General features: G+C 72.5%; 13 protein-coding genes. 5 read left to right on the plus strand and 8 right to left on the minus strand.

From position 1 onward, the window contains the following. Window positions 1–34: 34 nt before the first annotated feature. From ACWGPF_RS11210 to ACWGPF_RS11220, 3 genes are all read left to right on the plus strand, one after another. Window positions 35–889 carry a sulfurtransferase gene (locus tag ACWGPF_RS11210; RefSeq protein ID WP_452332905.1) on the plus strand — a complete coding sequence of 285 codons (855 nt, stop codon included), beginning with the start codon at window positions 35–37 and terminating at the stop codon, window positions 887–889. Between the two features lie 105 nt (window positions 890–994). Next, on the plus strand, window positions 995–2,278 hold the full coding sequence (locus ACWGPF_RS11215; protein ID WP_452332906.1) for an adenylosuccinate synthase: 1,284 nt from the start codon (window positions 995–997) through the stop codon (window positions 2,276–2,278). A gap of 203 nt (window positions 2,279–2,481) precedes the next feature. Beyond that, window positions 2,482–3,321 carry an SMP-30/gluconolactonase/LRE family protein gene (locus ACWGPF_RS11220; RefSeq protein WP_452332907.1) on the plus strand — a complete coding sequence of 280 codons (840 nt, stop codon included), beginning with the start codon at window positions 2,482–2,484 and terminating at the stop codon, window positions 3,319–3,321. A 154-nt stretch (window positions 3,322–3,475) separates the two neighbouring features. Here the strand turns inward: ACWGPF_RS11220 and ACWGPF_RS11225 are convergent, their stop codons facing one another. The 6 genes from ACWGPF_RS11225 to ACWGPF_RS11250 all read right to left on the minus strand — a co-directional run bounded on the left by ACWGPF_RS11225 (window position 3,476) and on the right by ACWGPF_RS11250 (window position 9,124). Then, window positions 3,476–4,234, minus strand: a complete 759-nt coding sequence (locus ACWGPF_RS11225) for an ABC transporter ATP-binding protein (RefSeq protein WP_452332917.1) — start codon at window positions 4,232–4,234, stop codon at window positions 3,476–3,478. Then, the gene (locus ACWGPF_RS11230; RefSeq protein WP_452332908.1) at window positions 4,228–5,019 is read right to left on the minus strand and encodes an ATP-binding cassette domain-containing protein; all 792 of its coding nucleotides are present in this window, start codon (window positions 5,017–5,019) and stop codon (window positions 4,228–4,230) included. The genes ACWGPF_RS11225 and ACWGPF_RS11230 overlap by 7 nt, the downstream gene beginning before the upstream one ends. Beyond that, the gene (locus ACWGPF_RS11235) at window positions 5,016–5,876 is read right to left on the minus strand and encodes an ABC transporter permease (RefSeq protein WP_452332909.1); all 861 of its coding nucleotides are present in this window, start codon (window positions 5,874–5,876) and stop codon (window positions 5,016–5,018) included. The genes ACWGPF_RS11230 and ACWGPF_RS11235 overlap by 4 nt, the downstream gene beginning before the upstream one ends. Continuing rightward, entirely contained in the window at window positions 5,873–6,835 is a 963-nt protein-coding gene (locus tag ACWGPF_RS11240) for an ABC transporter permease (protein ID WP_452332910.1), read from the minus strand. The genes ACWGPF_RS11235 and ACWGPF_RS11240 overlap by 4 nt, the downstream gene beginning before the upstream one ends. Window positions 6,836–6,903: 68 nt before the next feature. Beyond that, on the minus strand, window positions 6,904–8,400 hold the full coding sequence (locus ACWGPF_RS11245) for an ABC transporter substrate-binding protein (protein ID WP_452332911.1): 1,497 nt from the start codon (window positions 8,398–8,400) through the stop codon (window positions 6,904–6,906). A gap of 28 nt (window positions 8,401–8,428) precedes the next feature. After that, window positions 8,429–9,124 carry a DUF1684 domain-containing protein gene (locus ACWGPF_RS11250; RefSeq protein ID WP_452332912.1) on the minus strand — a complete coding sequence of 232 codons (696 nt, stop codon included), beginning with the start codon at window positions 9,122–9,124 and terminating at the stop codon, window positions 8,429–8,431. 223 nt (window positions 9,125–9,347) lie between these two features. On the opposite strand from ACWGPF_RS11250, the gene ACWGPF_RS11255 reads away from it, so the two are divergent. Next, window positions 9,348–10,721: a lactonase family protein gene (locus ACWGPF_RS11255; protein ID WP_452332913.1), complete on the plus strand. Its 1,374-nt coding sequence runs from the start codon at window positions 9,348–9,350 to the stop codon at window positions 10,719–10,721. Window positions 10,722–10,793: 72 nt separating this feature from the next. Here the strand turns inward: ACWGPF_RS11255 and ACWGPF_RS11260 are convergent, their stop codons facing one another. Then, window positions 10,794–11,144, minus strand: a complete 351-nt coding sequence (locus ACWGPF_RS11260; RefSeq protein WP_452332914.1) for a heavy-metal-associated domain-containing protein — start codon at window positions 11,142–11,144, stop codon at window positions 10,794–10,796. 28 nt (window positions 11,145–11,172) lie between these two features. Then, entirely contained in the window at window positions 11,173–12,504 is a 1,332-nt protein-coding gene (locus tag ACWGPF_RS11265) for an amidohydrolase family protein (RefSeq protein ID WP_452332915.1), read from the minus strand. 181 nt (window positions 12,505–12,685) lie between these two features. Here ACWGPF_RS11265 and ACWGPF_RS11270 point away from each other — a divergent pair, with 181 nt between their 5' ends. Continuing rightward, complete coding sequence (locus tag ACWGPF_RS11270; RefSeq protein WP_345438059.1) at window positions 12,686–13,687, plus strand: isopenicillin N synthase family dioxygenase; 1,002 nt, start codon at window positions 12,686–12,688, stop codon at window positions 13,685–13,687. Window positions 13,688–13,735: the final 48 nt, after the last annotated feature.

Consider the following 13,735-nt stretch of genomic DNA (forward strand, 5'->3'; position numbering starts at 1 on the left):
TACTCTCTCGATAGGGATTGCGCAGGATGGGGGGATGTCCCCGCTCCTCACCGTGGAAGACCTGCACGCGCGCCTCTCGGCGGGGCGCCCCGTGACCCTTCTCGACGTGCGATGGCGGCTCGACCTTCCGGAGGGCCGGCCCGAGTACGTCGCGGGCCATCTGCCCGGCGCGGTGTACGTCGACCTCGAGTCGGAGCTCGCCCGGCGCGGCCATCCGGAGGCCGGCCGGCATCCGCTGCCGCTCCACTCCGACCTGCAGCGCGCGGCGACGCGGTGGGGCGTGAACCGGGGAGACCTCGTCGTCGTCTACGACGACAACGACTCGGTGGCGGCCGCGCGAGCGTGGCTGCTGCTGCGCCGCACGGGCGTCGACGTGCGCGTGCTCGACGGCGGCCTGCGCGCCTGGATCGCCGCGGGTCTCCCTCTCTCCTCGGGCGACGTGGCGCCGCGTCCGGGCGACGTCGTGCTGGACGATCCCGGCCGCGGCGACCTCTCGATCGAGGAGGTCGCGGCGTTCCCGTCGCACGGCGTGCTCGTCGACGTCCGCACTCCCGAGCGCTACCGTGGCACCGCGACGGGCTACGACCCGACCGCGGGGCACATCCCCGGCGCCGTGAACGTGCCGACCGTGACGCACATCCTCGCCGACGGGCGCCTGCGCTCCGCCGACGAGATCCTCCTCGCCTTCGCACGCGTCGGCGCGACGCCGGGAACCGACATCGCGCTCTACTGCGCCTCGGGCATCGCCGCCGCGCACAGCGCCCTCGCCCTCGCCGTGGCGGGGGTCGAGGCGCAGGTGTTCGTCGGCTCCTGGAGCCAGTGGACGCAGAGCGCCGGCCGGCCCGTGGCGATCGGGTCGAGCCCCGCGGAGCGCGTCTTCGGGCACTGATCGGGCCCCCGGTAGGATGGCCGGGGAGTGCGCCGCGCACCGCGTTCGCCTCCTCCGGGGCCGCTCTGCGCACCCGGGCACACCGACCCATCCAGGGGGTACTCCATGCCGGGAATCGTGATCGTGGGCGTCCAGTGGGGCGACGAGGGCAAGGGCAAGGCGACCGATCTGCTCGGCGAGCGGACCGACTGGGTCGTCAAGTTCAACGGCGGCAACAACGCCGGCCACACCGTCGTCATCGGCGATGAGAAGTACGCGCTGCACCTGCTGCCGTCGGGCATCCTGAGCCCCGGCGTGACCCCCGTCATCGGCAACGGCGTCGTCATCGACCTCGAGGTGCTCTTCGCGGAGCTCGACGCGCTGTCGGCCCGCGGCATCGACGTCTCGAAGCTGCGGGTGAGCGCGAACGCGCACATCATCACGTCGTACCACCGCACGCTCGACAAGGTGACCGAGCGGTTCCTCGGCAAGCGCCAGATCGGCACGACGGGCCGCGGCATCGGGCCCGCCTACGCCGACAAGATCAACCGCGTGGGCATCCGCGTGCAGGACCTCTTCGACGAGAGCATCCTCCGCCAGAAGGTCGAGGGCGCCCTCGACCAGAAGAACCACCTGCTCGTGAAGGTCTTCAACCGCCGCGGGATGGCCGTGGACGAGATCGTGGAGGACCTGCTCTCGTACGCGGAGCGGCTGCGCCCCATGGTGTGCGACACCGGCCTCCTCCTCAACCGCGCGCTCGACGCGGGCGAGGTCGTCGTTTTCGAGGGCGGTCAGGCGACCATGCTCGACATCGACCACGGCACGTACCCCTTCGTGACGTCGTCGTCCGCGACGGCCGGCGGCGCGGCCACGGGCTCGGGGGTCGGCCCTGGCCGTCTCGACCGCATCGTCGGCATCGTGAAGGCGTACACGACGCGCGTCGGATCGGGCCCCTTCCCGACCGAGCTCTTCGACGAGCAGGGCGACTGGCTGCGCGCCGCCGGCTTCGAGTTCGGCACGACCACGGGGCGCCCGCGCCGCGTCGGGTGGTACGACGCCCCGATCACGCGCTACGCGACACGCATCAACGGCATCACCGACCTCGTGCTGACGAAGCTCGACATCCTCACGGGGCTCGAGCAGGTGCCCGTCTGCGTCGCGTACGACGTGAGTGGCGAGCGCTTCGACGAGGTGCCCGTGAACCAGAGCGACTTCCACCACGCGACGCCCGTCCTGGAGTACTTCCCGGGCTGGAGCGAGGACATCTCGACGGCGCGCACGTTCGAGGAGCTGCCGAAGAACGCGCAGGACTACGTGCTGGCGCTCGAGGCCATCAGCGGCACGCGCATCTCGGTCATCGGCGTCGGCCCCGGCCGCGACCAGGTGATCGTCCGCCACGACCTCGTCTGAGAGGCGTCGGCCGGTCGCCGGTCGCCGTTCGCCGCTCGCCAGTGCGGATGTAGGGCTGGTGCGGGTGGCTGCGCGTTCGCCAGTGCGGATGTAGGGCTAAAGCCGCCTTCGGGCCTACATCCGCACTGGCGAAGCGCCGCCAGCTCGACATCCGCACTGGCGAAGCGCCGCCCGCCATCACCTGCGCCTGCGAGGATGGCGGCATGACCGAGCTCATCCTCAGCCCCGCCGAACGCCTCGCGACGGGGGCCGTCTGGAGCGAGGGGCCGCTCTGGATGCCCGCAGAGCACGCCGTGCGGTGGAGCGACATCCCCGGCGATCGCATCCTGCGGTGGGATGCCGCCACGGGAGAGACCACCGAGCACCGCACCGGCGTCGAGTTCACGAACGGCCGCACCCTCGATCACGACGGCACCGTCGTGCAGTGCTCGCACGGCCGTCGGCGGCTCGAGCGCGAGGGGGCGGATGGCGCGCTCGCCTCGATCGCCGACGCCTACGCCGGTGTGCGCCTCAACTCCCCGAACGACGTCGCCGTCGCGCCCGACGGGGCGTACTGGTTCACCGACCCCGACTACGGCATCACGCAGCCTCGCGAGGGCCATCCGGGTGAGCGAGAGTACGGCGCGTGCGGGGTGTTCCGCGTGCGCGACGGCGAGGAGCCCGTCGCCGTGATCTCCGATCTCGACCGGCCGAACGGCATCGCCTTCTCTCCCGACGGGCTGACCCTGTACGTGACCGACACGGGTGCAGAGCCGGCCATCCATGCCTACGACGTCGTCGGCGAGGGCGTCGCGAACGGGCGGTTCTTCGCCGCGCCCGGCGAGGGCGTGCCCGACGGCATCGCGGTCGACGTCGAGGGGCGCGTGTGGTCGTCCGCGGGCGACGGCGTGCACGTGTACACGCCGGACGGCGGGGAGGTCGCGTTCGCGCCGGTCCCGGAGGTCGTCGCGAACGTCTGCTTCGGCGGGACCGGTGGCGACGAGCTCTTCATCGCCGCGACGACGAGCCTGTACCGCGTCCGGACGGCGACGCGGGGCCTCTGACGCGCCGCCCTCTCCCTCGCCCCTCTGCCCCATCCCCTTCTCCGCCAACGGATATCCGTTTGCCGAGAGCGCACCGGATAACGCGGAATCTCATGTGCGTGACGGCAACGGATATCCGTTGGGCAAGAGGAGACGCAGGGGGTCTGAGCGCCTCTCAGCGCGGCAGGCGCGGCACGGCGCCGACGAGCGCCTGCGCGTAGGGGGTGCGCGGGGCATCGAGGAGCGCCCGGGTGGGCCCCTCCTCGACGACCCGTCCGCCCTGCAGCACGACCGTGCGGTCGCATGCCGAGGCGACCGCGGCGAGGTCGTGCGACACCATCACGAGGGCGAGCCCGTGCTCGCGCCGCAGCTCGTCGAGCAGCGCGAGCACCTGCACGCGCGTCGTCACGTCGAGCGCGCTCACCGGCTCATCCGCCAGCAGCACGCGCGGGCGCGAGACGACGGCGCGCGCGATCGCGATGCGCTGCCGCTGGCCGCCGGAGAACTCGTGCGGATACCGCCGCGCGGTGTCGGCCGGGAGGCCGACCGACGCGAGCGCCTCGGCGATGCGCCGATCGGCGTCCGCGCCGCGGGCGAGGCGCAGCGAGCGCAGCGGCTCACCCACGATCCGGTCGATGCGCTGCCGGGGATCGAGCGACGAGTACGGGTCCTGGAACACCGGCTGCACGCTCGCGCGGAAGCGGCGCATGAGCGCGCGGTCGCGCCGGTCGAGCGGGGCGCCGTCGAACAGCGCCTCGCCGGGCTGCGGAGCAGCGAGCCCCAGCAGCAGCCGCAGGATGGTCGACTTGCCCGCCCCCGACTCGCCGACGAGACCGACCGTCTCGCCGGCGCCGACGGAGATCGACACGTCGTCGAGCACGCGCTGCCTGCCGTACGAGAAGCCGGCCCCCCGCAGCTCCAGCACCGTCACGATCCCGCTCCGTCCAGCACGTCGTCGAGGGCGCGGGCGCTCGCGACGAGCGCCTGCGTGTAGGGATGGCCGGGCGCCGCGAGCACGCGCGCGACCGGGCCCTCCTCGACGACCGACCCGTTCTGCAGGACGACGAGGCGCTCGGCCATCCGCGAGACGACCGCGAGGTCGTGGCTGATGAAGAGCAGCGCCATCCCGCGTTCGGCGACGAGTCGCTCCAGCAGCGACAGCACGCCATGCTGCACGGTGACGTCGAGGGCCGTCGTGGGCTCGTCGGCGATGAGCAGGCGCGGCCGCGCCGCGAGCGCGATGGCGATCGCGACCCGCTGCCGCTGCCCGCCCGACAGCTCGTGCGGGAACGCCCGCGCGATCCGCGGATCGGGCAGCGCCACCTCGTCGAGCGCCGCGGCGACCGCGTCGCGCAGTGCGGCGCCGCGCAGACCGAGATGGCGCCGCAGCGGCTCGGCGATCTGCCGGCCGACGCGCATGAGGGGGTCGAGCGCCGTGAGCGGCTCCTGGAACACGATCTGCACGACCGGTCCCCGCAGCGGCCGCAGCACGGCGTCGCGGGCGCCGACGACCTCGCGCCCGTCGAGCAGGATCGAGCCGGACGGCGTCAGCGACGGCGGCAGCAGGCCCGTCGCGGCGAGCGAGGTGAGCGACTTCCCCGACCCCGACTCGCCGATGATGCCGAGCCGTTCGCCGGTGTCGACGGCGAACGACACGTCGCTCACGGGCGTCGCCGACGTCGACCGGATCGTGAGGCCCGAGACCTCGAGCAGGCTCATCGCGCCCTCCGTCTGGTCGGATCGGCGAGGTCGCGCAGGCCGTCGGCGAGGAAGTTCACGCCGAGAACGAGCGCGACGACGGCGAGACCCGGCGCGATGGCGCCGACGGGCGCCGTGAGGACGGTGCCCTGCGCCTCCTGCAGCATGCGTCCCCACGAGGCGTTCGGCGGCGGGGCGCCGAGGCCGAGGTACGACAGGCTCGCCTCGGCGAGCACGGCACCGCCGAACTGCAGGGCGAGGCTGACGGCGAGCGTCGGCGCGATGTTCGGCAGCACGTGTCGGAACACGACGCCGAGAAGCGACGTCCCGCTCGTGCGGGCCGCGGTGACGAACTGCTCCTGGAGCACGCGGCGCGCGAGGATGCGCGTGAGCCGCGCGACGACGGCCGACATCGCGAGCCCGATGGCGAGGCTGGCCGACCACAGCGATGCGCCCTGCACCGCGACCACGAGCATCGCGAGCAGCAGGACGGGGAAGGCGATGACGACGTCGAGCGTCGCCGACACCGTGTCGTCGATCCACGGCCGGGCGAACGCCGCGACGAGACCGACGACGATGCCGATGAGGGCCGCCAGGGCGACCGACCCCGTTCCCACCGCGAGCGCGATGCGCGCGCCCGCCATGAGCTGCGAGAGCAGGTCGCGGCCGAGGCGGTCGGTGCCGAGCGGATGGAGCGGGCCCGGCCCTTCGAGGCGCCCTCCGCTCGTGTCCGCGAGCGGATACGGCAGCCAGACGAGCGAGACGACGGCGGTCAGGACGACGAGCCCCGTGAGCACGGCGCCCACGATGAGCGTCGCCTTCGGCCGGCGGCGCGTCGGCACCGATCCGGTGATCTGCTGGACGGCGACCTGGCTCATCGGTTCCCCGAGACGCTCGTGCGCAGGCGCGGGTCGACGAGGCGCTGGACGATGTCGGCCGCGAAGCCGATCAGCAGCACGAACAGCGTGCTGACGACGAGCACGCCCTGGATCACCTGGAAGTCGTGCTGCTCGATCGCCTGCAGCAGCATGCTGCCGAGGCCCGGAAGGGTGAAGACGCTCTCGACGACGACGGCGCCGAGGAGGGTCGTCGACAGCTCGATGCCGAGCACGGCGATGACCGGCACGGCGCCGTTGCGCACGCCGTGGCGCAGCAGGGCCTCCGTCGTCGACGCGCCGCCCGCCCGCGCGGTGCGCAGGTAGTCGCTGCCGAGCACGTCGAGCGTGGCCGACCGCACGTAGCGGCTGAGCGAGGCGCTCATGACGACCACGATCGCGATGACCGGCAGGGTGAGCGACCGCAGCGCATCGGCCGGGTCCTCCCAGTCGTCGCGGGGGAAGCCCCCGGAGGGCAGGAGGCCGAGCCCGAGCGCGAACACCCAGACGAGGACGACTCCGACCCAGAAGACCGGGACGGCGACGCCGAGCTGGGCGAAGCCCGACAGCGCGATGCCGTACCAGCGGTCGGCCTTCACCGCGGCGGTGATGCCGATCGCGAGGGAGACGAGCAGGGCGACGGCGAACGCGATGAGGGTGAGCGGGATGGTCACCGCGAGGCGGTCGGCGATGTCGGGGCCGATGGGGCGGGAGCTCAGGAACGACTCGCCGAGGTCGAGTCGCAGCAGCTGACCGGCCCACGTCGCGAACTGCTGCAGGAGGGGCTGGTCGGAACCGACCTGCGCCCGGGCGGCGGCGATCTGCTCGGGCGTCGCGTCGACCGACAGCAGGGCGTTCGCGGGATCGCCCGGCAGCAGTCGCAGCAGCACGAACACCGCGATCATGGCGACGACGAGCGAGACCGCGAGGAACGCGGATCGGCGCAGCAGGTAGGCGAGCATGTGTTCTCAGGAGGGGCCTGTGTCGTCAGACGGCGACGGGGCGCCGGCAGGCGGCGCCCCGTCGCGGGTCAGGACTTGACGATGTCGTAGGCGAAGAACTGCGAGTTCAGGCCGTTGACGGGGTACCCGCTGAGGTCGCTCGAGGCGACGACGATCTGCGGGTAGAGGTACAGCCAGACGCTCGCCGCGTCCTCGGCGATCTTCTCGTTGACCTGCGTCAGCAGGGCGGTCTGCTCGTCGGTCGTCTCGGCCTGCTCGGCCTCGGCGACCCACTGCTGCACGTCGGCGTCGTCGTAGCCCCAGTAGAAGTCGGGGTTGCCGTACCAGACGACGTCGCGGTCGTTCACGTGCTCCTGCAGGGTGGCTTCGAAGTCCTGCTCCTGGAAGACCTTCGTGTACCACTCGTCGGCGCTGATCGTGTTGATCTCCACCGTGATGCCGACCTCGGCGAGCTGCGACTGCAGGAACTCCGCGACGACGGGGTGCGGGTCGTAGCTCGGGGTGTCGAGCGTGAACGTGAAGCCGTCGGCGTAACCCGCCTCGGCGAGCAGCTCGCGCGAGAGGTCGGGGTCGTAGGGGTTGACGCCCGTGAGGTCCTCGTACCAGGGGTCGGTCGGCGGAACCATGGAGCCGATGAGCGTGCCGTAGTCGCCCCAGATCGACTCGAGCAGCTGCGAGGTGTCGATCGCCGAGTACACGGCCTTGCGCACGAGCGCGTCGTCGAACGGCGCGACGCGGTCGTTGAACGCGAGCAGCTCCTTCGTCGTCGACGTCCCCTCGCTCACGACGAAGTCGTCGTCGCCCTCGAACTGCGCGAGGGCATCCGGGCTCTGGATGGTCGTGATGACGTCGATCTCCCCCGAGAGCAGGGCGTTGTTCTGCGCCGTCGCGTCGGTGAAGTAGGTGTAGACGGCCTCGGCGTTCTCCGCCGGCTCGCCCCAGTAGTCGTCCCAGCGCGCGAGGGCGAGGGTCGAGCCCTTCTGCCACTCGTCGAGCGTGTAGGGGCCGGTGCCGTCCTCGCTGTCGGTGATGTCGCCGGCTGCGTCGTTCACGATCCAGACGTAGCTGAGGTTGTAGAGGAACGAGATCGAGCGCTCCGACAGCGTGAAGACGACCGTCCGGTCGTCGGGCGTCGCGATGTCGGAGATGACCTCGAAGCTCGACTTGCGGGCCGAGACGGAGTCGTCGGCCGTGACGGCCTCGACGCTCGAGCGCACATCCGCCGACGTGAGAGGGTCGCCGGAGTGGAAGGTGACGCCCTCGCGGAGGGTGATCGTGTAGGTGAGGCCGTCATCCGAGACCTCGGCGTCCTCCGCGAGGAGCGGCTCGATCTCGCCGTCGTCGGCGAGGCGGTAGAGGCCCTCGTAGACGTTGCCCGTGAGGGCCTCCGTGACGCCCTGGCCGCCGCCCTGCGTGTTGCTGAGGTTGGTGGGCTCGTACAGCGAGCCGATGAAGATGGTCTCGTCCTCGCTGGCGGTGTCGTCGGACGCGCCGCCGGCGCAGCCCGCGACGAGCGCGAGCGACAGGGTGAGGCCCGCGGACAGGGCGATGCGGGATGTTCTCATGGGTACTCCAGGGTGAGAGCGCGCGGCCTCACGCCGCGTAGATGTCGAAGCCGTCGCGGAAGACGACGTTCTTCTCGCCTGCTCGGATGGGCAGCGGGAACCGGTTGGATGCGGGCGGCAGCGGGCAGTTGTACTGCGCCGAGAAGCCGCACGGGGGCACGAACGCCCTGTTGAAGTCGAGGACGACCGACCCCTCGTCGTCGCGCAGCCGGACGAAGAGGAAGCGGCCGGACCCGTAGGTCTCGGCGCCGTTCGTCTCGTCGGCGAACACGAGCAGCAGGGTGCCGCCGTCGTCGAAGGCGGCGAGCGTGTACTCGCGGCCGTCGAGCTCGAGGCGGATGTCGCCGGGGACGACGAGGTCGCGCGTGCCGCCGTTGTCGCGGATGTGCTCGAACGGCACCGTGCGGTCGCCGTCGACGGGAGTGAACCGGCCCTCGAGCACCCACGCGGGGTCGTATGCATAGGTGTCGATGCGGTCGAAGGCCCGGATGGCGGGGGAATCGGAATCCCAGAAACGCAGGCCGTGCTCGGGCTCGCCCGTGTCGAGGTCGGTCCGCTGCACGCGGGTGACCTGCACGGTCGCCGGCGCGGCGGCCTGCTCGGCGTCGAGGTCGGGCAGTGCGCCCGTCCATCGGGTCTCGACGAGGGCGAGGTTCCCCGTCGCCGAGGTGACGGCGTCGCGGCGCTCGGCCTGCCAGCGGGTGTGCTCTTCGAATCCGGACATCGCCATCCATTCTCGCGCATGCGGCGGCCAGGGGGACTCTCGCCCAACGGATATCCGATTGTCGAGAGCACAGCGGATGACGCGCAAACAGGTGCCCGCACGGCCAACGGATATCCGTTGGGCGAGAAGAAGGGCGAGAAGAAGGGCGAGAAGAAGAGGGAAGAAGAGCGGCGAGGGAGGGCGGCAGCGAGCAGGGAGGAGAGTGAGGGGGGAGGATGGACCGGTGAAGTTCTGGATCGGCGGTTGGGGGCCCGCGCAGGGCGCGGAGTCGGAGGGCATCTCGCTCGTCACGGCGGGCGAGGCGGACTCGCCCCTGTCGGGCGGCATGCTCGCCGACCGGGGGCTCGCGGCGCAGGCGGAGTCGGCGTCGTGGCTGGCGGCGCACCCGTCGCGCGACATCGTGTACGCGGCGCTCGAGGCGGATGGCCGGATCGCCGCGTTCCGCAGGACGGGGGAGGCCTCCCTCGCCCCGCTCGGCGAGAGCGTCGAGGCGGGCGCCGCGGTGTGCCACATCCAGGTCGCCGCCGACGGCACGCACCTCGTCGCCTCGTGCTGGGGCGACGGCCGCGTCGTGCACGTGCCGCTCCGCTCCGACGGCTCGCTCGGCGCGCCGACGACCGGTGCCGCGGCCGCCGATCCCTACGCGGTCGCGCGCGAGCCCGATCTCACCGATGTGCGCGACGGTGAGGGCACGGTCGACGCGGGCGAGCTGCTCGCGCAGGGCGCGACGCCGGGCGACATCGCATCGCTCCTGACCGAGCGCGCCCCCGACTGGTCGGGCGCCATGGACCTCCGCGCGCTCGTCGACGCAGAGGCCGACCCGAGCCGCATCGCGGCGCTTCTCGCGGGCGGCGAGGCCGACGACGGGCTCGCCGGCCTCCTCGCGGCACTCGGACAGGCCGACGCCGACCCCTTCGACGACCCGGCCGTGCGCGGCATCCTCGCCGCCGTGCGCGAGCGCGACGTGCTCGTCGACGCGGCGCCGGCGTCGTCCGAGCCGCGCCCGTCGCGCGCGCACTGCGCCGTCGCGCTGCCCGGCGGCCGTGTCGCGACGACCGATCTCGGCTTCGACCTCGTGCGCATCTGGCGCACGTCGCCGCGCGGCCTCGTGCTCGATCACGAGGTGGTGCTGCCGTTCGGGGTGGGGCCGCGGCACCTGCTGCTCCACCCGAGCGGGCACCTGCACGTCGTCACGGAGTTCTCGTGCGAGGTCTTCACGCTCGCGCAGGGAGCGGATGGCCGCTGGGCTCTGCGCGGGGGCATCGCCGCATCGCCCGACGTGCGAGGCGGAGACACCGCGGCGGAGCTCGCCCGCTCGCGTGACGGAGAGGTGCTGTACGCGGGCATCCGCGGCTCCGACGCGATCGCGGTGCTGCGGGTGCGGGGCGCGGGCGAGGCGCTCGAGCGGGTCGCGCTCGTCGAGGCCGGGGTCGCGATCCCCCGGCATCACGTGGTCGGCCGCGACGCCCTGCTCATCGCCGGCCAGGGATCGAGCGAGATCGTGTCGCTTCCGCTGGACGGCCGCACGGGCGTCCCCGGGCGGGTGCGGCACCGGCTGCCGCTCGCGAGCCCGACCGTGCTGCTGCCGACCCGGTAGGACGGCGGCCGTTCGCCCCGATGCCGCCCCGCCTCAGCGCACGGCGGCCGTTCGCCCCGACGCCGCCCCGCCTCAGCGCACGACGGCGTAGCCCGCCTCGGCGACGGCGGCGTCCACAGCCGCCGGGTCGAGCGGGGCGGCGGCGCGCACGGTGACGCGCGACGTGCCGCCGGCGTTCAGCTCGACGTGGACGCCCGCGACGCCCGGCAGCGCCGACAGCTCCTCCGTGACGGCCGACACGCAGTGCCCGCACGTCATGCCGTCGACGAGCACGACCTGCGCCGCCTCGGGTCGCGCCGAGTCCGACCCCGAGCCCGACGGCGCCATGCAGCACGCTCCGTCCGCGTCCGACGCCGCGCCGCCGCAGCATCCTCCCGCGTTCGCGTCCGTCAGTCCGAGGTCGATGCGTCCGTCGATGCCCATACGCGCCAGAGTACCCCCAGGGGGTATGTCAGGCAAGCTGAGCGAGGGCCGTCGCGAGCGCCTCCTCGTCGATGCGGGTGGAACGTCCGTCGTCCACCACGACCTCGCCGTCGACCATCACGGTGTCGACGATCCGCGGCGTCCCCGTCGTCAGCAGCGACGCCGCCGCATCCGTCACCGGCAGGCAGGCGAAGTCGCGGTCGAAGCGGATGACGGTCAGGTCCGCTCGTGCGCCCGCGGTGATGCCCGGCGTCCCTCCCAGCCCGTGCGTCGCCATCCCGATCATGTCGGCGGCGCCGAGCAGGTCGGCCCTGCCGTGCGCGGCGCGCTGTGTGTACGCGCCCGTCCGGATGGTCTCGAGCATGTCCTGACGGTCGTTCGACCCGGCACCGTCGACGCCGACCGACACCGCGACCCCGGCCTCGCGCATCGCGAGCACGGGCGCGAACCCCGATCCGAGCCGCAGGTTCGAGACGGGGTTCCACGAGACCCCGACGCCGTGCGCGGCGAACAGGTCCATGGCCTCGCGCGAGAGCTGCACGGCGTGCACCGCGAGCAGCCGCTCCCAGACGAACGCGGCGTCGTGCAGATACGTCACGGCGTCCATCCCCGTGTGCGCTCGGCACTGGTCGTCGTCGGTCGTCGTCTCGAGCAGGTGGATCATGACGGGCATGTCGCGCGCGTCGGCGAAGGCGCGGACGACGCGCATGCCCTCGCGCGTGAGCGTGCGCGGGTTCGGCACCGCGAGGCCGATCGTCACCCGTGAGCCCGCGGCGGACGCACGCAGGCGATCGACGTCGGCGAGCGCGTCGTCGAGCGGCTGCATGAGACGGGGGTCGAATCCCCAGCGGCGGCCGGCGTCCGCGCGGTCGGCGACGCCGCGGCCCAGCACGGCGCGCACGCCGACGTCACGCAGTCCGCGCAGCACCGCATCGTGCACCTCGGGGGAGGGATGCGGCCACATGTGCTCGACGAGCGTCGTCGATCCGCTCCGGAGCCCCTCGAGCGCGCCGGCGACGGCGGCGAGGTACGCCCGCTCGGGTGCGACGTCGGCCATGTGCTCGCCGACGGTCAGCAGCCACGCGAGCAGCGGCTGCCCCTCTCCGACGCCGCGGCAGGTCGACTGCTGCAGGTGCGTGTGCGTGTTCGCGAACCCCGGCAGCACATGGGAACCGCGTCCGTCGATCGCGTCGGCCACGGGCCATCCGCGATCGCCGTGTGCGCGCACCTCGACGATCGCGCCGTCCTCGATGAGCACGTCGCGGTGCGGGACGAACTCCTCGCCGTTCCAAACGGAGGAGTCGAGGATGGCCGACGGCCGTCGCGTCGGCGCGGCGCGCAGGAGCGGGGAGGGGGTCATGACCTCAGCGTGAGGGTGGGGCGGCCCGCCATGCAAACCCCGAGAGTGTATGTAACTCAGAGTTTACAAGGCGCAGTATGGACAAGATCGCATGCAATCCTGCACAGTGGAGCCACTGCCCAGGCGATCGGCGTCCCGGGGCACCCTGGCCACGGGATGTGGCCGAGAGAGCAGGATCACCATGACCGCGAACCCCTCGTACGACCTCGCCGAGCTCGAGAAGGAAGCCCGCATGGGCGGCCTCGGCGGGCTGCGCACCGACGTCGAGGTGCCCCGCATCGACGTGTCCGATTTCGAGAACCGCCGGGAGGAGATCACCGAGCAGCTGTGGCGTGCGGCGACGGAGATCGGCTTCTTCCAGCTCGTGAACCACCCCATCCCGCAGGAGATGGTCGACGAGGCGTTCGCCCGTTCCGCGGCGTTCTTCGACCTCCCGCGCGGAAGCAAGGAGAAGCTGCCCCTCGTCAAGGCCGACAACGCCGGCTGGGAGCACACGAGCCAGGTGCGCCCGTCGGTGAGCACCCCCGATCAGAAGGAGTCGTACCAGATCACGCGCCCGCACATGGCCGCTCTCTGGCCCGACGAGGAGGAGCTGCCCGGCTTCCGCTCGTTCATGCTCGACTTCGAGTCGCAGTGCTGGGCGCTCGCGATGCAGGTGCTGTCGTGCTTCGCCGATCGCCTCGGGTTCGCGCGCGACTTCTTCGCGGAGGCGCACGACCCGTCGAGCGACGCGTACCAGTCGACGCTCCGGCTCATCCACTACTACGCGCTCCCGGAGGAGCTGCGCGATCAGCCCGGCGTCTGGCGCGCGGGCGCCCACACCGACTTCGACTGCCTCACGCTGCTCTTCCAGCGCACGGGCCAGGGCGGGCTGCAGGTGTGCCCCGGCCGCGATGTCGACGCCCCCGAGTGGACGCCCGTCGTGCCGAGCGACGACGCGATCACGTGCAACATCGGCGACATGCTCATGCGCTGGAGCGACGACCAGCTGCTGTCGAACTTCCACCGCGTGCGCGTGCCGGGCGCCGGCGAGTACACGGGCGCGCGCTACAGCATCCCGTTCTTCGCGCAGGCGAACCGCGACGTCGTCATCGAGCCGCCCCAGGGCACGTACCCTCCCCTCACCGCACGCGACTACCTCGACCAGCGGGTGGCGGCGAACTACGCGCGCGGCCGCGGGTAATCTGCTGAGCAGAGCGGGCGGGGCGGGCGACGATCGAGGCGCCCGCCC

The sequence above is a fragment of the Microbacterium sp. NPDC055683 genome (assembly GCF_053617895.1).